Source organism: Pseudomonas sp. PvP027 (assembly GCF_017833005.1).
Taxonomy (GTDB): Bacteria; Pseudomonadota; Gammaproteobacteria; order Pseudomonadales; family Pseudomonadaceae; genus Aquipseudomonas; species Aquipseudomonas congelans.
Genome location: NZ_JAFIBK010000001.1, coordinates 3689266 through 3710583, shown reverse-complemented (window position 1 = coordinate 3710583; position 21318 = coordinate 3689266). Strand labels below are relative to the sequence as shown.

Here is a 21318-nt window from a genome sequence, read left to right as displayed (position 1 = left end):
TCTGCGGGTTTCTTCAATGCTCAGTCAACTCAGTTGACCTTGGCATCCAGTTCGCCACGCGCGTAGCGTTCGAACATGGCGTCCAGGGAGATCGGTTTGATCTTCGAGGCGTTGCCAGCGGTGCCGAACGCTTCATAACGGGCGATACATACGTCGCGCATGGCCACGACAGTCTTGGCCAGGTATTTGCGCGGGTCGAACTCGCTCGGGTTTTTCGCCATGAATTCGCGGATGGCACCGGTCGATGCCAGGCGCAGGTCGGTGTCGATGTTGACCTTGCGCACGCCGTGCTTGATGCCTTCAACGATTTCTTCGACCGGCACACCGTAGGTTTCTTTGATGTCGCCGCCGAACTCGTTGATGATCTTCAGCCATTCCTGTGGAACGGACGAAGAACCATGCATCACCAGGTGAGTGTTCGGGATACGCTTGTGGATCTCTTTGATGCGCTCGATCGCCAGGATGTCGCCGGTAGGCGGCTTGGTGAACTTGTAAGCGCCGTGGCTGGTACCAATGGCGATGGCCAGGGCATCGACCTGAGTGCGCTTGACGAAGTCAGCGGCTTCTTCAGGGTCAGTCAGCATCTGGCTGTGATCCAGAACGCCTTCCGCACCCACGCCGTCTTCTTCACCGGCCATGCCGGTTTCCAGCGAACCCAACACGCCCAGCTCGCCTTCCACGGAAACGCCACAGGCGTGAGCGAAGGACACAACACGACGGGTAACGTCGACGTTGTAGTCGTAATCGGCTGGGGACTTGCCGTCTTCACGCAGCGAGCCGTCCATCATGACCGAGCTGAAGCCCAGCTGGATCGAGCGCTGGCAGATGTCAGGGCTGGTGCCGTGGTCCTGGTGCATGACCACCGGGATATGTGGAAACTCTTCAATCGCTGCAAGGATCAAGTGACGCAGAAACGGCGCACCGGCGTATTTGCGGGCACCGGCAGAAGCCTGGACGATCACCGGGGAGTCGGTCTTGTCGGCCGCTTCCATAATGGCGCGCATCTGTTCCAGGTTATTTACGTTGAAGGCTGGAACGCCGTAGCCGAATTCGGCCGCGTGGTCCAACATCTGGCGCATGCTGATAAGTGCCATTGTCTGTTTCTCTCCCGGTAGGGTCGTTAGTCGAGCAAGCCTGCCGTAGTGGCGGCTGCCATTCAAGTTATAAGCTCAGCCGCTAGGCTGCGCGTGTGTGCCCGAGATCCGACTTATCTGGCCTTGCAGCCGCGACCGATCAGATCGTTGGTAGCGTCCCAGTAGATCAGGCCCTCGCTACCCTTGTTGACGAATGCCAACACATTGTTGCTGTACAACGTACCGCTGGCAGCGCCGGGTTCAGCCTTGAGCCTGAACACCTGATCGCTCTGATTCAGACGAACATCGACTTCCTTTTTGGCCGAGTCGATGTAGCGCCAGTTAACCTCTGCCTTGCTGTCGCATACCCAGCGAGTCCAGGGGTCATTCTGCTGCGATGAACCCATGCTCGAACAACCGCCAAGCACTGCCAAAACCCCGAGGGCAATCACGCCTTTCATTACGTCTCCTGGCTGCCCTGCGAAACGCGGCATGTGCCGTTCGTTTCAACTGTCAGGGGCAGTTCTGTTCCTGTTTTCGGTCATCGGCCGGCTCACCGGTGACATGTGCCTCGACCCGTTGACTGTTTTCAGTCGTCGGCACATTCACGTCGGCCGGGCTGAATATCTGACAGGTCTTGGCACGCGAGCCAGAACCGGTACAACCAGCCAGTACAATGCAGCTCATCAGAGCCAGGGCAGCGATCTTCATGGCGAAACTCCTTTCCCGGAAAAATATCCACCCTTTAAAGACCGCTGAAGCCCGTCAATGTTGCCGACGGGTTTCAGACCTGGCTCACAGACACCCTACATTGCCTGTCCGTGGCATGAATTCGTAACGATCCCACACCTCCGGACCGCCGCGCTTGTAGATCACCGGCACCGTCTCTGCCTGCCAGCCCGCCTGATAGCAGCTTAACTGGAGCGGTTGGGTCGGGGAGTCGCTCTCCACCTCTTCAGCCGCAGGCTTGCCTGCGCAACCGGCCAGCAAACCTGCGATGAGAAACCACGGTAACGCCCTGACCATTGACCACTCCTTGTCCAAGGCTTTCACTCAAGCCTTGGCGCGTTGTTCGAGCACTTCCACCGCTGGCAGAACCTTGCCTTCCACGAACTCGAGGAACGCACCGCCACCGGTCGAAATGTAGGAAATCTGTTGCGCAACACCATACTTGTCGATGGCCGCCAGCGTGTCACCACCGCCCGCGATGGAGAATGCCTGGCTTTCAGCGATGGCCTTGGCCAGCGTTTTGGTGCCTTCACCGAACTGATCGAACTCAAACACGCCGACCGGACCGTTCCACAGGACAGTCCCGGAAGATTTCAATAATTCGGCGAAATGCGCAGCAGTTTGCGGGCCAATATCAAGAATCATGTCGTCATCGGCGACGTCGGCGATCAGCTTGACGGTAGCGACAGCGCTCTCGGCGAACTCCTTGGCAACCACCACGTCCGTCGGCAATGGCACGCTGACCTTGGCGGCGATGGCGCGCGCGGTGTCGAGCAGATCAGGTTCGTACAGCGATTTGCCGACCTTGTGACCGGCTGCGGCCAGGAAGGTGTTGGCAATGCCGCCGCCGACGATCAACTGATTGCAGATGCCGCTCAGGCTGTTGAGTACGTCCAGCTTGGTGGAGACCTTGGAGCCGGCAACAATGGCAGTCATCGGCTGAGCCGGGGCGCCCAGGGCCTTGCCCAGTGCTTCGAGCTCGGCAGCCAGCAACGGACCTGCTGCGGCCACCTTGGCGAATTTGGCTACGCCGTGAGTGGAGCCCTCGGCACGGTGAGCGGTGCCAAAGGCATCCATCACGAACACGTCGCAAAGCGCTGCATATTTCTGTGCCAGCTCGTCGGCGTTCTTTTTCTCGCCCTTGTTGAAGCGAACGTTCTCGAACAGGACGACATCACCCGCCCTCACGTCAACGCCTTCCAGGTAATCGGCAACCAGCGGAACGTCACGACCCAGCGCTTTGCTCAGGTAGTCGGCAACCGGCTTGAGGCTGTTCTCGGCAGAAAACTCACCCTCTGTCGGGCGGCCAAGGTGCGAGCAGACCATGACGGCCGCGCCCTTTTCCAACGCCAGCCTGATGGTCGGCAGCGAGGCAAGGATACGTGCATCACTGCTGACCACGCCGTCCTTTACCGGGACGTTGAGGTCTTCGCGGATCAGTACACGTTTACCTTGCAGATCGAGGTCGGTCATCTTCAAGACGGTCATGAGCATTCCTGTTTTTTTACTGTTATTGGTCAGCGACGCGCAGAAAGTGATCGGCGACGTCGAGCATTCGATTGGCAAAGCCCCACTCGTTGTCGAACCAGGCCAGCAGATTGACCAGCCGGGGTCCGGAAACGCGGGTCTGACTCGCATCGACAATGGCCGAATGCGGGTCATGGTTGAAATCGCAACTGGCGTGCGGCAATTCAGTGTAGGCCAGCAGCCCCTTGAGCGGGCCGCTGGTGGCGGCCTCACGCAGGATACGGTTGATCTCCACGGCATCCGTGTCTCGCGACATCTGCAACGTAATGTCCAGACATGACACATTCACGGTCGGCACGCGAACAGCTTTGGCCTGAATTCGGCCGGCAAGTTCCGGAAGCAGCCGTTCGATTCCTCGCGCCAGACCGGTGGACACCGGAATGATCGACTGGAACGCCGAGCGGGTACGGCGCAGATCCTCGTGGTGATAAGCGTCGATCACCGGTTGATCATTCATCGCCGAGTGGATGGTGGTAATGGTCATGTATTCCAGGCCGATGGCCTGATCCAGCAAGCGCAGCAGCGGCACACTGCAGTTGGTGGTACACGACGCGGCGGAGACCAGCAATTCGCGGCCGGTCAGCTTGTGCTGGTTGATGCCGAACACCACGGTGGCATCGACATCGCGCTCACTGGCCATCGGCTGGGAAAACAGGACCCGCGGCGCACCGGCGTCCAGAAAGCGCTGGCCGTCTTCGCGAGTGTTGTAGACACCGGAGCACTCAAGCACCAGATCGACTTCCAGACCGGCCCAGTCGATGCCTTCCGGCGTGGCACTGCGCAGCACCTTGATCCGGTGGTCATTGATGTGCAGGTATTGCCCTTCGACCCGCACTTCGCCGGGGAACCGGCCGTGTGTGGAGTCAAAGCGCGTGAGGTATTCGAGACTGGCCATGTCGGCCAGATCATTGATGGCAACCACTTCAAACCCGGCCTTGGCCCCCCGCTCGCACAGTGCGCGAACGACGCAACGACCAATACGGCCGTAGCCGTTCAGAGCAACTTTGTAAGGGCGGGGCTGGGGCATGAAATTTTCGCCAGGGGATGGATCTGATTGCGTAAACGATAAAACCTGTGGGAGCGAGCAAGGCGGATCGCCGCCCCGGTCGCTCCCACAAAATCAACTACCAACCATTAAGCTGATCAGTCTTCCAGCAGCTCTTCAGCAGTGCTCAGGACGTTTTCCAGCGTGAACCCGAACTCTTCGAACAGCGCCGGCGCAGGGGCCGACTCGCCGAAGGTGGTCATGCCGATCACGCGCCCTTCCAGGCCGACGTATTTGTACCAGTAGTCGGCGTGAGCCGCTTCGATGGCAATACGCGCACTGACTTGCAACGGCAGCACCGCCTGCTTGTACGCAGCATCCTGAGCTTCGAAGATGCTGGTGCATGGCATGGACACCACGCGCACGTTGCGGCCCTGCTCGGTCAGCTTGTCGTATGCTTGCACAGCCAGACCGACTTCCGAACCGGTCGCGATCAGGATCAGCTCAGGCTCGGCCGCGCAATCACGCAGTACGTAGCCGCCACGCGCGATGTAGGACAGTTGCTTCTCGTCACGCGCCTGATGAGTCAGGTTCTGACGGGAGAAGATCAGTGCCGACGGACCATCATCACGCTCGATAGCGTGTTTCCAGGCCACGGCCGACTCCACCGCATCTGCAGGACGCCAGGTATCCAGGTTTGGCGTGGTACGCAGGCTGGTCAACTGCTCGATCGGCTGGTGAGTCGGGCCGTCTTCGCCCAGACCGATGGAGTCATGGGTAAATACGTAGATCACGCGCTTCTTCATCAACGAGGCCATACGCACCGCGTTGCGAGCGTATTCCATGAAGATCAGAAAGGTTGCGCCGTAAGGCACGAAACCGCCGTGCAGGGCGATGCCATTCATCATGGCGCCCATGCCGAACTCGCGAACACCGTAATGCAGGTAGTTGCCGTTAGGGTCTTCGCCGGTGATGCTCTTGCAGCCTTTCCAGATGGTCAGGTTGGACCCGGCAAGGTCAGCCGAACCACCCAGAATTTCAGGCAGCAACGGGCCCAATGCACCCAGCGCGTTCTGGCTGGCCTTGCGGCTGGCGATGGTTTCGCCCTTGGCGTTGACTTCGGCGACATAAGCCGCTGATTTCTCGGCGAAATCAGCAGGCAGTTGCCCGCTCATGCGACGAATGAAGTCATTGGCCAGCTCCGGGAAAGCGGCGGAGTAGGCAGCAAAGCGCTGGTCCCACTCGGCTTCGGCAGCCAGGCCTTTTTCCTTCGCGTTCCACTCGGCATAGATATCAGCGGGAATGTCGAAAGGACCGTGGTTCCAGTTCAGCGCAGCACGGGTCAGGGCGATTTCGTCAGCACCCAGCGGCGCACCGTGGGACTCCTCCTTGCCCTGCTTGTTCGGCGAACCGAAGCCGATGGTGGTCTTGCAGCAGATCAGCGTCGGCTGATCGCTCTTGCGAGCGGTCTCGATAGCCGTCTTGATTTCTTCAGGGTCATGACCGTCGACATTGCGGATCACCAACCAGCCGTAGGACTCGAAACGCTTCGGCGTATCGTCGGTAAACCAGCCTTCCACTTCGCCATCGATGGAGATGCCGTTGTCATCGTAGAACGCGATCAGCTTGTTCAGCTGCAACGTACCGGCCAGCGAGGCCGCCTCGTGGGAAATACCTTCCATCATGCAGCCATCACCCATAAATACGTAGGTATGGTGATCGACGATGGAATGGCCTGGACGGTTGAACTGCGCGGCGAGCGTCTTCTCGGCAGCAGCGAAACCGACGGCGTTGGCAAAGCCCTGACCCAGCGGACCGGTGGTGGTCTCGACGCCAGGCGTGTAACCGTATTCAGGGTGACCCGGTGTACGGCTGTGCAATTGACGGAAGTTCTTCAGGTCGTCGATGGACAGGTCGTAGCCGGTCAGGTGCAGCAACGAATAGACCAGCATCGAGCCGTGGCCGTTGGACATGATGAAACGGTCACGGTCGGCGAACGAAGGGTTTGCCGGGTTGTGTTTCAGATAATCGCGCCAAAGAACCTCGGCGATATCCGCCATGCCCATGGGGGCACCCGGATGGCCGCTGTTGGCTTTTTGCACGGCATCCATGCTGAGGGCACGAATAGCGTTGGCACGCTCACGACGGCTTGGCATCGCTGATCTCCTGGGAATTAAGAAATAGGATTGAGAAAAAGAAGGCCATTTTCCCTCACGGACAGGCCGGGGGCAATCACAGATAGACGACCATAGGCTTTTTTCCGGGGTTGCGGACATTATTTGCCACGCAAAGACTGGATCATCCGTCTGCACGACAAGTTCACAACCCCTGACCGGCGCCATCCATCCAGCAATATCAAAACTTTTTGATATTGCCCTTGCGACACTCCGGATCGCTCTCTAGACTGCGCAGCTATGAACCTGCGTGTACCTGCCATTCGCCACGATGCATGCGACGACCTCTCTGCATTGTGCAAGGCCGGCGGCGATCCCTTGCGGCTGAACGTGCTGCGTGTGCTGACCAACGACTCGTTCGGCGTGCTGGAACTGGCGCAGATTTTCGCCATCGGCCAGTCCGGCATGAGCCATCACCTCAAGGTGCTGGCGCAGGCTGATCTGGTGGCGACACGGCGTGAAGGCAACGCGATTTTCTACCGGCGTGCCCTGCCCCATACCGAATTGCCAGGTGGCAGGCTGCATGCGGCGCTGCTCGATGAAGTGGATACGCTGGACTTGCCGGACGACGTGCAGAGCCGTATCGGCCTGGTGCATCGGCAACGAGCATTGGCCAGTCAAGATTTTTTCGCCCGTACCGCAGAAAAGTTTCGCGCCCAGCAAGACCTGATCGCCGGTTTGGCGCAGTACAGCGAAAGCCTGCTGACATTGCTCGACAAACTGAGCTTCGGTGCGCAGGCAACCGCTCTGGAAGTAGGCCCCGGTGACGGTGGCTTCCTTCCTGAGCTGGCGCGACGCTTCGCTCAGGTCATCGCGATGGACAACAGCCCGGTGATGCTGGACCTGGCGCGCGGCGTCTGCGAGCGCAAGGCGCTGGCTAACGTTGAGCTGAGGCTGGCCGATGCACTGACCGACGCTAAAGTCAGTGCCGAGTGCGTCGTCCTCAACATGGTGCTGCATCATTTCGCGGTACCGGCCGAAGCCTTGAGGCAACTGGCCGAACACGTAAAACCCGGCGGTAGCCTGCTGGTAACAGAATTGTGTAGTCATGACCAGAGTTGGGCCAGGGAGGCCTGTGGCGATCTCTGGTTAGGTTTCGAGCAGGAAGACCTGGCCCGTTGGGCCATCGCTGCGGGGCTAGTTCCCGGGGAAAGCCTCTATGTAGGCTTACGTAATGGTTTCCAGATCCAGGTTCGCCATTTTCAGCGACCGGCTGGCGACACTCACCATCGGTAAAATGAAGGAAACCCGTAGAGATGAGCGAATACTCACTTTTCACCTCCGAGTCCGTGTCCGAAGGGCATCCGGACAAGATCGCCGACCAGATTTCCGACGCGGTTCTGGACGCCATCATCGCTGAAGACAAATACGCCCGTGTAGCGTGCGAGACACTGGTCAAGACCGGTGTGGCGATCATCGCTGGCGAAGTGTCGACTTCGGCCTGGGTCGATCTGGAAGACATCGTGCGTAACGTCATCCTCGACATTGGCTACAACAGCTCCGACGTCGGTTTCGACGGCGCGACCTGCGGCGTGATGAACATCATCGGCAAGCAGTCGGTGGATATCGCCCAGGGCGTTGACCGCAGCAAGCCTGAAGATCAGGGCGCTGGCGACCAGGGCCTGATGTTCGGCTATGCCAGCAACGAGACCGACGTGCTGATGCCTGCGCCGATCACCTTCTCCCACCAGCTGGTGCAGCGTCAGGCCGAAGCGCGTAAATCCGGCCTGCTGCCGTGGTTGCGCCCGGATGCAAAATCCCAGGTCACCTGCCGTTACGAAAACGGCAAGGTCGTCGGCGTCGACGCCATCGTCCTGTCGACACAGCACAACCCGGATGTGTCATACAAGGACCTGCGCGAAGGCGTGATGGAGCTGATCGTCAAGCACGTCATCCCTGCGCACCTGCTGCACAAGGACACCCAGTTCCACATCAACCCGACCGGCAACTTCATCATCGGTGGCCCGGTAGGCGACTGCGGTCTGACCGGCCGCAAGATCATTGTCGACACCTACGGCGGCATGGCCCGTCACGGTGGCGGTGCTTTCTCCGGCAAGGACCCATCGAAGGTTGACCGTTCGGCCGCCTACGCCGGTCGTTACGTTGCCAAGAACATCGTCGCTGCCGGCCTGGCCGAGCGTTGCGAAATCCAGGTGTCCTACGCCATCGGCGTCGCTCAACCGACCTCGATCTCGCTGAACACGTTCGGCACCGGCAAGCTGTCCGATGACAAGATCATAAAGCTGGTCCGCGATAACTTCGACCTGCGTCCTTATGCAATCACCACCATGCTCGACCTGCTGCACCCGATGTACCAGGCCACTGCGGCCTACGGCCACTTCGGTCGTATCCCGGTCGAAATGACCGTTGGCGATGACACCTTCACCGCCTTCACCTGGGAAAAAACCGACCGCGCCGACGCCCTGCGCGCCGCTGCCGGCCTGTAAAAACCCAGAAAAAAGCCCCGGACGACCTGGTCGTTTCGGGGCTTTTTTTCGTCTGGAGATATGGACGCTCCGAGCCGATCAAGAAAATGCGGCGCGCCGCAGGCTTGTGACGCAGAGCGTCACCCAAGGCATTCCCACGCTGGAGCGTGAGGAACGAGAGCCAGGCGGGAGAACACTATCGTGCCCAGGCTCCGCGCTCATTTTTATACACAACTCTTGCTCACGAAGGGGCAGGTGCAGTCGCGACTATCGTGCGGCGCTCTGCGTCGTATGCCTTTCTGGACGCTTCGCGTCCTCTTGACGACGCAGAGCGTCGAGAACTGCGTTCCCACGCTGGAACGTGAGGAACGATAACCTCAACTATCGTGCCCGATGCTCTGCGCTTCTGCCCGAAGGGCGTGTGAGCTTGCTCACGAAGGGGCAGGTGCAGTCGCGATATCGTGCGGCGCTCTGCGTCGTATGCCTTTCTGGACGCTCCGCGTCCTCTTGACGACGCAGAGCGTCGAGAACTGCGTTCCCACGCTGGAGCGTGAGGAACGATAACCTCAACTATCGTGCCCGATGCTCTGCGCTTCTGCCTGAAGGGCGTGTGAGCTTGCTCACGAAGACGCCGGTGCAGTCACTGAGCACTCCGCGTGGACATGCCGCCCCGCGCAATGGCAAAACCCGGTAACCAAGCCCTACCCCTTCACCACACGACAACGACTAGCCTCATCGGGCCCATTCCTAAAGCAAGGATGCTTCGATGCTGCCCACCGTTCGCCTAATGACGTGCGCTCTTGTGTTTCTTCTACCCGCCCCCGGCCATGCCAGCCAATGCCCTGACTGGCCTGCAGCCAAGGCGCGCAGCGAGGTCACCACCTTGCAACAGCAGATTGCCGCGTGGGATGACAGCTACCACCGCCAGGGAATTTCGCAAATCCCGGACGAGCTCTACGATCAGGCGCGGCAGAAGCTGAGCCTGTGGCGCTCGTGCTTTGCCGTTTCCACTCCCGAGTCCAATCCGCTAAAGACAGCAGTTGGCCCGCTGCATCATCCCGTTCCGCACACGGGCGTCAACAAGCTGGCCGACGAAGGCAGCGTCAAGGACTGGCTCAAGGGCCGCAACGATCTGTGGATACAACCCAAGGTCGATGGCGTAGCCGTCACGCTGGTCTATGAAAAAGGCCAGCTTGTGCAGGTGATCAGTCGTGGTGACGGGCGCAACGGACAGGACTGGACGTCTCAGGCGCGACTGATCAAGGCCATTCCTCAACAACTGCCCCAGGCTGAATCCCCAATACTACAAGGCGAGCTGTACTGGCGGCTGGACGACCACATTCAGGCCGCATCCGGCAGCGTCAACGCGCGCAGCAAGGTCGCGGGATTGCTGGCGCGGCAGACGATCAGCCCGCAACAGGCCGACGCCATCGGGCTGTTCGTCTGGGACTGGCCGAACGGGCCGGCCGATATGACGCAACGACTCGCAGGCCTGCAAACCATGGGCTTTGAAGACAGCGCGGCCTATACGCATTCACTGGAAAACTACGCCCAGGCCGCACGATGGCGCGAGCACTGGTATCGCAATCCTCTGCCGTTCGCCACAGATGGCGTGATCATGCGCCAGGGTCAACGTCCGCCTGCGCAGCGCTGGCAGGCCAGTGCACCTTACTGGATCGCCGCCTGGAAACATCCCTACGCCCAGGCGCTCGCAGAAGTGCGCAAGGTCAACTTCAAGATCGGCCGCAGTGGCAGGATTACGCCGGTGCTGGAGCTGACCCCGGTACGCCTTGACGACCGTACCGTCAGCCGCATCAGCACGGGATCGCTGCAGCGCTGGCAGACACTGGATATCAGGCCTGGCGATCAGATCGCCGTGAGCCTGGCCGGGCTGACGATTCCACGACTCGATGGCGTGGTGTCCCGTGCTGCCGAACGAGCTGACATGATCATTCCACGAGCCGCCGACTTTCACGAGCTGAGCTGCTGGCAAGCCACGCCGGGCTGTGAAAGCCAGTTCCGCGCCAGACTGGCATGGCTCAGTGGCAAGAAGGGCCTGGCACTGCCCGGCATTGGTCCGGGGACCTGGAACACGCTTATCGAGAACGGCCAAATCATGGGCTTACTCGATTGGATGACCCTGAATCATGCTGAGCTTGTTAACATTCCCGGCTTCGCTGAACGCAGTAGCGCTAAACTGCTCGACAGCCTGCACTCCGCACGCGAACGGCCGTTTCAGACATGGCTCAAGGCCATCGGACTGCCGCCCACGGGAGACGCCAGACTGCCCGACAACTGGCACGAGCTGGCTGACCGCAGCGTTGAGCAATGGCAAGCAGAGCCAGGCATCGGTCCTGGTCGTGCAGCCAGGCTCAGGGCTTTTTTTCAAGACCCAAAGGTACAGGCACTGAGCCAGCAATTGCAGGCACAGGGCATTTCAGGTTTTAAGTAGCGGACGTTCATTTTTCTGTCCGTATTCAAACGGAGTTCATATGCAGTTTTTATCGCCACTGATCCTTTTCACCAGCTGCACGCTGCTCGCCACCACCGTATTCGCAGACGAACAGGCCCCAATGCCGTCCGAATGCCAGATCAAGAGTCAGGAAATCAGCAGCAAGATTCAGGATGCCAAGACCGAGGGTAACAAGGCGGAACAGGCCGACCTTGAAAAGGCACTGGCCGAGGTCAATGCCAACTGCACCGAGACGTCATTGATCAAACAGCGCAAGCAGAAGGTGCTTGATGCCAAGCAGGAAGTCAGCCGCCGTCAGACCGACCTGAACAAGGCCATGGAAAAGGGCGATCCGGAGAAGATCAACAAGCGCAAGGACAAGCTCGCCGATTCGCGCAAGGAATTGCAGGAAGCCCAGACCGAACTCGAGAAAGTCCAGCCAGACGATTGATCGGGTTGCGACGCTGCCCATGCTCGGCAGCGTCGCAAACCGGCTGTCAGGACGCGGCCGGGAAAGCCGATACCCCGAACAACGCGATGATCAGGCCCATACCCACCAGCCAGACAAGCGAGCGCAGTGCGGCCAGATCGGCCAGGTAGAAGATGATGTAGAGCAGGCGACTGGTGATAAACAGCACCGCCAGCACATCAATGGTCACCAGCTGCGCGTTACCGGCAATGTGCGCAATGATCACCGCAGCAGCAAACGCCGGGGTCACTTCAAAGCTGTTCATCTGGGCAGCATGCGCGCGGCGCGGGAACCCCTCCAGCTTGTCGAGAAAGGCACGCGGGTCATGATTATGCCCGCTGCCAAATTTGCCGCTGCCGAACTTGGCGATACCGGCACACATAATCGGCAGCAAGATCGCGACCAGCACGCACCAGAAAGCAACTGTCATACGTCCATCCTTATAGGTTCAGCTTCATCTGAAGCATCCGGGCAATACCCGCTCACAAGCTATGAGCCGGGGGTCAGCGAAAGGTTCTTGAAGAACGACCACCAACCTGACGCATTACACCAGTTTAGGAAAGATCAGACTGAACGTAGTGAATTGGCCTGGCTCGCTCTGCACCGTAACCTGCCCTTCATGCAGGCTCATGATGGAACGCACAATCGCCAGCCCGAGCCCGGTCCCGCCCTGCTGTCGCGCGCGGCTGACATGCACCCGATAGAAACGATCGAACAGGCGCGGCAGATGTTCGGCATCAATGCCATCCCCCGCATTGCGCACCGCCAGTGACACTTCATCCTCATGCGTAGCAAGCGTAAGGGTAATGACGCTGCCGGACAGACCATGACGAATGGCGTTGGACAGCAGATTGGAAATCGCTCGCTGAATCATCAGCCGGTCACCGGTCGCCACGGCGTGCCCCTGAACCTGCAGGGTGATGTCGCGATCCTCAGCCGAGGAGGAAAACAGTTCGGCGACCTTGTCTGCCTCCTCACGCAGATCGATGATCTCGACCGGCAGCGGCGCTGCGGGCTGGCTGACGCTGGCCAGAAACAGCATCTGACTGATCATGCGCGACATGCGCTCCAGCTCTTCGGTACAGGACTCCAGCGCCTGCTTGTACTCCTCCGGCGGGCGCGGTCTGGACAGCGTGACCTGCGCCCTGCCCATCAGGTTGTTCATCGGCGAGCGCAACTCATGCGCGAGATCGTCCGAGAACTGCGCCAGTTGCTGCACATCGCCGTCCAGCCTGTGCAGCATGAAGTTGACGGCATGTGCCAGGTCGCGCAACTCGTCAGGCAGGCCCTTCACTTTCATGCGATGAGACAGGTCGCGGGCCGAGATCAGCGCGGTGACTTTTCTGAACGCCCCCAGCGGCCTGAGCCCGCGACGCACCACCCACCAGACGCCAAAGCCGACCAGCAGCAGAATCACCGGCAAGGCCAGGCAGGTCGACCTGACGTAAGCGTGCAGCAGCACGGTGTCGCTTTCCCTGTCCATGGACAGTCTGACCAGCACGTCCTGACCGGTCTTGAGGCGCACGGTCCTGTAACCCAGCAGAATCTTGTGACCCTGGGCGGATCTCAGTTCCTGAAAGCCTTGCGGCAGCGCTTCGGTATCGGGAACCGGCAGACTTCGTCCCTCTTGGTTACCGACGCTCATCAACTCTTGCCGAGGGTTGCCCACGTCGAGAATGGTCAGCGAGAAGCTGTCATGCCCGACAATCTGGTCACGCAGCGTGTGGGGGTACTGGACGATGTCGGCGACGCCCAGAAACCCCTCGCTCATGCTGTGTTCGATCTGCCTGAACTTCTCGCTCAACGCGTCTTCAGCACGTATATCGAGCTGACGGGAAATCGCCGCATAGGCGAGCATTTCCATCATCAGCACCAGACACCCGATGAGCGCCGCGACCGTCAATCCGAGGCGGGTCGAGAGACGGGTCAGCTTCATTCACGCACTTCCAGTACGTAACCGACGCCACGCAGGGTGTGAATCAGCTTGGTCTCGAACGGATCGTCGATCTTCGCGCGCAGACGGCGGATCGACACCTCCACCACATTGGTGTCGCAATCGAAGTTCATGTCCCAGACCAGAGAGATGATCTGGGTGCGCGACATGACTTCGCCGCTGTGCCGCATCAACAGGTGCAGCAGCGCGAACTCCTTGGTCGTCAGGTCGATGCGCTGACTGCCACGGAAGGCTCTGTGGCGACCCTGATCCAGCTCCAGATCACCGACCTGCAAGACCTTGGAAGTGCTGGTCTGCTCGCTGCGGCGCATCAGCGTGCGGACCCGTGCCAGCAGCTCGGGAAACTCGAACGGCTTGACCAGATAGTCATCGGCGCCCATTTCCAGACCTTTGACCTTCTCTTCGAGACGTCCTCGTGCAGTGACCATCATGATGCGCGTACTGACGGTCTTCCTCAGGCGGCTCAACACCTCCCAGCCGTCCATCTCCGGCAGGTTCACGTCCAGTATCACCACATCGTAAGCCTGATGCTGCGCGAGATAGAGCCCATCGAGACCGGTTGCCGCGATATCGACGATATAGCCGCTTTCAGTCAGACCCTGATGCATGTATTCGGCAGTTTTCGGCTCGTCCTCGACGACAAGGATTCGCATAACCAGGCTTCCTGTTTGATGAACGGTGGATGACGATGCCGTGCAGTGTACTGAAAAGAAACGCCCATCCCGCTGGATAACAAAATCGTAATTTTGCAGCAATCCCTCTGATAACTCCGTTTGCATACAGTCCCCCCAGCCAACTTCAGCGCCTTGGTGCCTGTTTGTTTTTTTGCTTTGGATGGGGTGAGTCATGCGACTGGAGAATAACGTGCGCGCTCAGCGTACAGATCGATCGGCAGGGAGTGCGCTATGAGAGTCGCCGCACTTTGCCTGGTGTTGTTACCGTTTGTTGCCCCTGGCATTGCCGCAGCCCAGGACATCAGCCTGGCTCAGGCACTGGAGGCAGCCTTCGCCCGTAACCCGGAACTTGCCGCAGCACAGTGGGAGATCGGCGTCGCCGAGGGTGATCGACAGCAGGCCGGGCTGATTCCCAACCCAACAGTGTCATGGGAAGTGGAAGACACCCGCCGCGACACCAGCACCACCACCGTGATGCTCAGCCAGGCACTGGAACTGGGCGGCAAGCGCGGTGCGCGTATCGAGGCCGCCAGCAAGGGGCAGGACGCTGCGCGTCTGGAGCTGGAGCGTCGCGGCAACGAGCTGCGTGCCGAGGTGGTTCAGGCGTTCTACGCAGCGACGCGGGCACAGGCTGGCCTGGAGCTGGCGCGCCAATCCAGAACACTGGCCGAGCGCGGTCTTGAGGTTGCCGAAGGGCGAGTCCGGGCGGGTAAGGTATCGCCGGTGGAAGCCACACGCGCCCAGGTGCAGCTGGCCGAAACCGACCTGCTGGTACGCCGCGCCGAGACCCTGAAAATCAACAGCAACCGCGAGCTGGCGCGCACTACCGGTTCGCCGCTCGCCTCTTTCGAGCGTCTGGACTACAGCGACCTGTCGCCGGGCAAGCTGCCACCGAGCGCAAAGCTACTGACCGCCCTCAATCAGTCTGCCGAACTGCGCCTGGCGCAGACCCAGATCGAGCAGCGCGAAGCCGCGCTGGGGTCGGAGCGCGCCAAGCGCATACCTGACCTGACCGTCAGCGTCGGCAGCCAGTACAGCCGCGAAGAGCGCGAGCGGGTCAACGTCGTGGGCCTGTCGATGCCACTGCCGCTATTCGACCGCAATCAGGGCAACGTGCTCGCGGCATCACGCCGTGCCGACCAGTCGCGCGACCTGCGCAACGCCGTCGAACTGAAGCTGCGTACCCAGACGCAGTCCGCCCTCGATCAATGGAACACCGCCGCACAGGAAGTCGAGTCCTTCGACCGCGTGATCCTGCCTGCCGCGCAACGTGCCGTCGACACGGCAACGCGCGGTTTCGAAATGGGCAAGTTCGGTTTTCTGGAAGTGCTGGACGCGCAACGAACGCTGATTTCGGCGCGCAGCCAGTACCTCGAATCGCTGGCCACCGCCACCGACGCCAGAGTCGCCATCGAGCGAATCCACGGTGATCTCAACCGCTTCAGCCTCAACCCCTGACTTTTCTTTTCCGCCTGTATCGAGCGTATCGAAAGGTGCTGCACGCACCTGATCGCCGGGAGCCTTCATGAACAACAAACGAAGCATTGCCATCGCGCTGGCGGTGGTGGTCATCATTGGTCTGGGCAGTCTGACCCTGAACCCACAGATGTTGCCGTTCGCAGCCGGACCCGAGCCGTCAGCCGATGAGCACGCGCATGAATCCGAGCAGGGCCATGCCGAGGGACCAGATCACGCCGACGAGCAGCGTCACGGCAACGAGGCGAAAAAAACGGACGCTGCAGCCTCCGAGTCTTCCCATGAAGAAGAGGAAGAAGGACACATCGAGCTGACTGCCGAGCAGATCAAGGCAGCAGGCATTGAACTGGCCAGCGCCGAACCCCGGCAGATGAGCACAACCGTGACCTTCCCCGGTGAAATCCGCTTCGATGAAGACCGCACTGCGCATGTCGTGCCTCGGGTCAGCGGCGTGGTCGAAGCAGTGAAGGTCGATCTGGGTCAGTCGGTGAAAAAGGGCCAGGTGCTGGCGGTGATTGCCAGCCAGCAGATTTCCGATCAACGCAGCGAATTGAACGCCGCACAACGACGTCAGGAACTGGCGCGCCTGACCTTGCAACGCGAAAAGAAACTCTGGGAAGACAGGATCTCGGCCGAGCAGGATTACTTGCAGGCGCGTCAGGACTTTCAGGAGGCCGATATCAACCTGGCCAATGCCCGGCAGAAGATCAGCGCCATTGGCGCCAGCACCAATCCTTCGGCGGGAAGCCGCTACGAGCTGATCGCGCCGTTTGATGCCGTGGTCGTGGAAAAGCACCTGGGCATCGGCGAGATGGTCAGCGAGGCGAGCAACGCCTTCACGCTGTCCGACCTGTCGCGTGTCTGGGCCACCTTCGGTGTAGCGCCCAGGGATCTGGACAAGGTGGTGGTCGGTCGTCCGGTCATCGTCAGTGCGCCCGACCTGAATGCCCGGGTCGAAGGGCGAGTCGGCTATGTCGGCAGCCTGCTGGGCGAGCAGACCCGCGCTGCGGCCGTGCGCGTGACGCTGGCCAACCCGCAGGGTGCGTGGCGTCCTGGTCTGTTCGTGTCGGTGGAAGTCGCCGCCGAGCAGGTCGGCGTGGCGCTCAGTCTTCCTGAATCAGCGATCCAGTCGGTCGAGGACAAGCCCTCGGTTTTCGTGCGCAACGCCGAAGGGTTTCAACTGACGCCAGTGACACTTGGCCGCAGCGATGGTGGCCACGTGGAAATCGTCAAGGGCTTGGCGGCCGGCACACAAGTGGCCACCGCCGGCAGTTTCATCCTCAAGTCGGAGCTGGGCAAAGGCTCCGCCGAGCACGCCCATTGATCTGCGTCCCACGAGTACACCCACATGTTTGAACGGTTGATCCAATTCGCGATTGAACAGCGCATCGTCGTGATGCTTGCTGTGCTGCTCATGGCTGGGCTGGGCATCGCCAGCTACCAGAAACTGCCCATCGATGCGGTCCCCGACATCACCAACGTACAGGTGCAGATCAACACGTCTGCGCCCGGCTTCTCGCCGCTGGAAACCGAGCAGCGCATCACCTTCGCCATCGAGACCAACATGGCGGGCCTGCCCGGTCTGCAACAGACGCGCTCGCTGTCGCGCTCGGGCCTGTCCCAGGTCACGGTGATTTTCGAGGACGGCACTGACCTGTTCTTCGCCCGCCAACTGGTAAACGAGCGCCTGCAGATCGCCAAGGACCAGTTGCCGGAAGGGGTCGATGCGATGATGGGGCCGATCTCCACCGGCCTCGGCGAGATCTTCCTGTGGACAGTCGAGGCCCGCGAGGGTGCGCTGAAGGAGGACGGCACGCCATACACGCCGACCGACCTGCGGGTGATTCAGGACTGGATCATCAAGCCGCAACTGCGCAACGTGCCAGGCGTGGCCGAGATCAACACCATCGGCGGTTTCGCCAGGCAGTACCAGATCGCGCCTGACCCGAAGAAACTGGCCGCCTACAAGCTGACGCTGAACGATCTGGTGGCAGCGCTGGAGCGCAACAACGCCAACGTTGGCGCAGGCTATATAGAACGCGGCGGCGAGCAGTTACTGATTCGCGCACCGGGTCAGTTGGGCACCGTAGACGACATCGCCAACATCGTCATTGCCAATGTGCAGGGCACGCCGATCAGGATCAGCAGCGTGGCCGAGGTCGGCATCGGCAAGGAAATGCGCTCCGGCGCAGCCACCGAAAATGGCCGTGAAGTGGTGCTCGGCACGGTGTTCATGCTGATCGGTGAAAACAGCCGGACCGTTTCGCAGGCGGTGGCCGCCAAACTCGCCGAGATCAACCGCACACTGCCTGCAGGTGTGGAAGCCGTAACGGTTTATGACCGCACCACGCTGGTGGAAAAAGCCATCGCGACGGTCAAGAAGAACCTGATCGAAGGCGCGATTCTGGTCATCGTGATTCTGTTTCTGTTCCTCGGCAACATCCGTGCTGCGCTGATCACCGCCATGGTGATTCCGCTGGCCATGCTGTTCACCTTCACCGGCATGTTCACCAACAAGGTCAGCGCCAACCTGATGAGCCTGGGCGCGCTGGACTTCGGCATCATTGTCGACGGCGCGGTGGTGATCGTCGAAAACGCGATCCGCAGGCTGGCGCATGCCCAGCAAAAGCATGGCCGCATGCTGACTCGTAGCGAGCGTTTCCACGAGGTCTTCGCCGCCGCCAGAGAAGCGCGTCGGCCGCTGATCTTTGGTCAGCTGATCATCATGGTCGTTTACCTGCCGATCTTCGCCCTCACCGGTGTGGAAGGCAAAATGTTCCACCCCATGGCCTTCACCGTGGTCATCGCCCTGCTCGGCGCCATGATTCTTTCGGTGACCTTCGTACCTGCCGCCATCGCCATGTTCGTGACCGGCAAGGTCAAGGAAGAAGAAGGCTTGGTGATGCGCACCGCTCGCCAGCGCTACGCGCCGATACTGAGCTGGGTACTGGGGCATCGCTCGATAGCGTTCGGCATGGCCTTCTTACTGATCGTGCTGTCCGGCTTCACCGCCAGCCGCATGGGCAGCGAGTTCATCCCGAGCCTGAGCGAAGGCGACTTCGCGCTGCAGGCGCTGCGGGTACCCGGGACCAGCCTGACCCAGTCGGTGGACATGCAGCAGCGTCTGGAAAAAGCCATCATCGACAAGGTCCCGGAAGTGCAGCGCGTGTTCGCCCGCACAGGCACCGCCGAGATCGCCGCCGACCCGATGCCGCCTAACATCTCCGACAGCTACGTAATGCTCAAGCCGCAAAGCGAATGGCCTGACCCGGACAAGTCCCGTGAAACGCTGATCGCCGACCTGCAAAAGGCCGCCGCCAGTGTGCCGGGCAGCAACTACGAACTGTCCCAGCCGATCCAGTTGCGCTTCAACGAACTGGTTTCCGGTGTACGCAGCGACGTTGCAGTGAAGGTCTTCGGCGACGACATGAACGTGCTGAACCAGACCGCCACAAAAATCGCCGCCACGCTTCAGAAGGTGCAGGGCGCATCAGAAGTGAAAGTCGAGCAGACCACCGGGCTGCCGGTGCTGACCATCAATATCGATCGCGACAAGGCCGCGCGCTATGGCCTCAACGTGGCCGATGTGCAGGACGCCATCGCCATTGCGCTGGGCGGTCGTCAGGCGGGCACGCTGTATGAGGGCGACCGCCGATTCGACATGGTGGTGCGCCTCTCAGAGCAATTGCGAACCGATGTGGACGGGCTTTCCAGTCTGCTCATTCCGGTGCCTGCAAGCGCTGGCAACCAGCAGATCAGCTTCATCGCCCTGTCCCAGGTCGCCAGCCTCGACCTGATACTCGGCCCGAACCAGATCAGCCGCGAGAACGGCAAGCGTGTGATCATCGTCAGCGCCAACGTGCGCGGCCGCGACCTCGGCTCGTTTGTCGAAGAAGCGAGTAACACCATCGACAACGGCGTGCAGATCCCGGCCGGCTACTGGACCAGTTGGGGCGGTCAGTTCGAACAACTGCAATCGGCCGCCAAACGTCTGCAGATCGTCGTGCCGGTGGCGCTGCTGCTGGTACTGGCGCTGCTGTTCATGATGTTCAACAACCTCAAGGACGGTCTGCTGGTCTTCACCGGCATCCCGTTCGCCCTGACCGGCGGCGTCATGGCCCTGTGGCTGCGCGACATTCCGCTGTCGATCTCCGCAGGCGTGGGCTTCATCGCCCTGTCGGGTGTAGCGGTGCTGAACGGTCTGGTGATGATCGCCTTCATTCGCAGCCTGCGCGAACAAGGCCACTCGCTGCACGACGCCATCAACGAAGGCGCCCTCACCCGCCTGCGCCCGGTGCTGATGACCGCACTGGTCGCCTCTCTGGGCTTTATCCCCATGGCCCTCGCCACCGGGACTGGCGCCGAAGTACAGCGACCGCTGGCGACGGTGGTGATTGGCGGGATTCTGTCGTCGACAGCGCTGACGTTGTTGGTGTTGCCAGCGTTGTATCAGTGGGCGCATCGGCGGGAGGATGAGGAGGCGGTTGAGGCGTTGAAATAGGCTTCAAAGCAACCGCTAAAGCTCCAGAAAGCCCGGCACAGGGCCTTCTGGAGCTTTGCCCTGCCCACACTGAACTTTCATTTGGGAAAAGGTCAAACGATTCAGCCTTCGACAGTAGACTGTGTCCGTAGCCTTCTTCACACGGGGCTTTCAGACATTTCCAGGCAAGCGGGTAACCGCAGGACATATAAAACTCCCGCGCAAGTGCTTATCGTCAACTTGCAAATGGCAGTCATTGGGGCCGCTGTGCATAAGGACATGTAGATGTTGACGAACAAGGTTCCGGCCATATGACGCGCACCAGTATTTACGACCGCATCTCCGAGCGCCGACTGGCTGACGAAGCCCTGGCGCGTGAGGCAGCCGAACATGCTGCCGCGCAGCAGGCACTTGAACGTGTCGAAGCGCTCATTCCTGTTCCAAAGCCGTTGCTCAACGCGCCCTGCAGTTTCAATTTCGGCGGGTTCCACTTCGGCTTTCCGGAAGGTTTCCAGTGCAACGCGATTGAAGCCACCGTTCAAGTGGGCGGAGAGCCTGTGGTCGTCTCCATTCAGCGTCGCGATGTACCTGAAGAGGCAACGCTTGCCGAAGCGTTCGCCGAAGCCGTCAAGGCGCTGCAGCCCGTGCATGGCGAAGTCCAGGTCATTCGCCACTATGAAACGCTGTTGGCGGGCAATGCAGCGCTGGCGCTGGATTTTCATTTTCGCGCAGGCCTCGAAGAGCGGCATGGACGCCTGATCGGTGCCATCGTGCCGTGTGCCGATCACAACGAACGCCAATGGCTGAGCGTGGGCTGCGTGATTGACTCCGAAAAGCCCGCGCTGAAAACCTGGTTGCTGGATTTCGACAGCATGCTTGAAGGCCTGACCGCCCCCTGA

General features: G+C 60.5%; 18 protein-coding genes. 8 read left to right on the top strand and 10 right to left on the bottom strand.

The genetic code is table 11. From position 1 onward, the window contains the following. Positions 1-29: 29 nt before the first annotated feature. The 7 genes from fba to tkt form a co-directional block, all read right to left on the bottom strand. On the bottom strand, positions 30-1094 hold the full coding sequence (gene fba, locus JOE33_RS15810) for a class II fructose-bisphosphate aldolase (RefSeq protein WP_003372623.1): 1065 nt from the start codon (positions 1092-1094) through the stop codon (positions 30-32). Between the two features lie 113 nt (positions 1095-1207). After that, positions 1208-1534: an MliC family protein gene (locus JOE33_RS15805; RefSeq protein WP_010432314.1), complete on the bottom strand. Its 327-nt coding sequence runs from the start codon at positions 1532-1534 to the stop codon at positions 1208-1210. Positions 1535-1586: 52 nt separating this feature from the next. Then, a complete protein-coding gene (locus JOE33_RS15800) occupies positions 1587-1784 on the bottom strand; it encodes a hypothetical protein (RefSeq protein WP_003405172.1) in 198 nt (65 codons plus the stop codon). Between the two features lie 84 nt (positions 1785-1868). Beyond that, the gene (locus JOE33_RS15795) at positions 1869-2099 is read right to left on the bottom strand and encodes a hypothetical protein (protein WP_010432320.1); all 231 of its coding nucleotides are present in this window, start codon (positions 2097-2099) and stop codon (positions 1869-1871) included. A 27-nt stretch (positions 2100-2126) separates the two neighbouring features. Further along, a complete protein-coding gene (locus tag JOE33_RS15790) occupies positions 2127-3290 on the bottom strand; it encodes a phosphoglycerate kinase (protein ID WP_187625312.1) in 1164 nt (387 codons plus the stop codon). Between the two features lie 22 nt (positions 3291-3312). Next, a complete protein-coding gene (epd, locus tag JOE33_RS15785; protein WP_010432325.1) occupies positions 3313-4356 on the bottom strand; it encodes an erythrose-4-phosphate dehydrogenase in 1044 nt (347 codons plus the stop codon). Positions 4357-4472: 116 nt separating this feature from the next. After that, on the bottom strand, positions 4473-6470 hold the full coding sequence (gene tkt, locus JOE33_RS15780; RefSeq protein ID WP_096126098.1) for a transketolase: 1998 nt from the start codon (positions 6468-6470) through the stop codon (positions 4473-4475). 258 nt (positions 6471-6728) lie between these two features. Here tkt and JOE33_RS15775 point away from each other — a divergent pair, with 258 nt between their 5' ends. The 4 genes from JOE33_RS15775 (at position 6729) to JOE33_RS15760 (ending at position 11817) form a co-directional block, all read left to right on the top strand. Then, positions 6729-7724 (top strand): metalloregulator ArsR/SmtB family transcription factor, encoded by a 996-nt coding sequence (locus JOE33_RS15775; protein WP_032612363.1) that lies wholly within the window; start codon positions 6729-6731, stop codon positions 7722-7724. 20 nt (positions 7725-7744) lie between these two features. Further along, on the top strand, positions 7745-8935 hold the full coding sequence (metK, locus tag JOE33_RS15770; RefSeq protein WP_003372639.1) for a methionine adenosyltransferase: 1191 nt from the start codon (positions 7745-7747) through the stop codon (positions 8933-8935). A gap of 745 nt (positions 8936-9680) precedes the next feature. Then, positions 9681-11366, top strand: coding sequence for an NAD-dependent DNA ligase LigB (ligB, locus tag JOE33_RS15765; RefSeq protein ID WP_187625311.1), 1686 nt, complete (start codon positions 9681-9683; stop codon positions 11364-11366). A gap of 40 nt (positions 11367-11406) precedes the next feature. Beyond that, a complete protein-coding gene (locus tag JOE33_RS15760; protein ID WP_032612367.1) occupies positions 11407-11817 on the top strand; it encodes a DUF1090 domain-containing protein in 411 nt (136 codons plus the stop codon). 46 nt (positions 11818-11863) lie between these two features. Here the strand turns inward: JOE33_RS15760 and JOE33_RS15755 are convergent, their stop codons facing one another. The 3 genes from JOE33_RS15755 to JOE33_RS15745 form a co-directional block, all read right to left on the bottom strand. Continuing rightward, positions 11864-12265, bottom strand: coding sequence for an MAPEG family protein (locus tag JOE33_RS15755; RefSeq protein ID WP_010431521.1), 402 nt, complete (start codon positions 12263-12265; stop codon positions 11864-11866). A 114-nt stretch (positions 12266-12379) separates the two neighbouring features. After that, positions 12380-13771, bottom strand: a complete 1392-nt coding sequence (locus JOE33_RS15750; RefSeq protein WP_187625310.1) for a heavy metal sensor histidine kinase — start codon at positions 13769-13771, stop codon at positions 12380-12382. Further along, positions 13768-14442 carry a heavy metal response regulator transcription factor gene (locus JOE33_RS15745; RefSeq protein WP_003420115.1) on the bottom strand — a complete coding sequence of 225 codons (675 nt, stop codon included), beginning with the start codon at positions 14440-14442 and terminating at the stop codon, positions 13768-13770. The genes JOE33_RS15750 and JOE33_RS15745 overlap by 4 nt, the downstream gene beginning before the upstream one ends. Positions 14443-14694: 252 nt before the next feature. On the opposite strand from JOE33_RS15745, the gene JOE33_RS15740 reads away from it, so the two are divergent. The 4 genes from JOE33_RS15740 (at position 14695) to JOE33_RS15725 (ending at position 21318) form a co-directional block, all read left to right on the top strand. Further along, on the top strand, positions 14695-15921 hold the full coding sequence (locus tag JOE33_RS15740) for a TolC family protein (RefSeq protein WP_187625309.1): 1227 nt from the start codon (positions 14695-14697) through the stop codon (positions 15919-15921). Between the two features lie 67 nt (positions 15922-15988). Beyond that, a complete protein-coding gene (locus JOE33_RS15735; protein WP_187625308.1) occupies positions 15989-17263 on the top strand; it encodes an efflux RND transporter periplasmic adaptor subunit in 1275 nt (424 codons plus the stop codon). A 24-nt stretch (positions 17264-17287) separates the two neighbouring features. Further along, complete coding sequence (locus JOE33_RS15730; RefSeq protein ID WP_187625307.1) at positions 17288-20440, top strand: CusA/CzcA family heavy metal efflux RND transporter; 3153 nt, start codon at positions 17288-17290, stop codon at positions 20438-20440. A gap of 290 nt (positions 20441-20730) precedes the next feature. Then, positions 20731-21318 (top strand): hypothetical protein, encoded by a 588-nt coding sequence (locus JOE33_RS15725; protein WP_187625306.1) that lies wholly within the window; start codon positions 20731-20733, stop codon positions 21316-21318.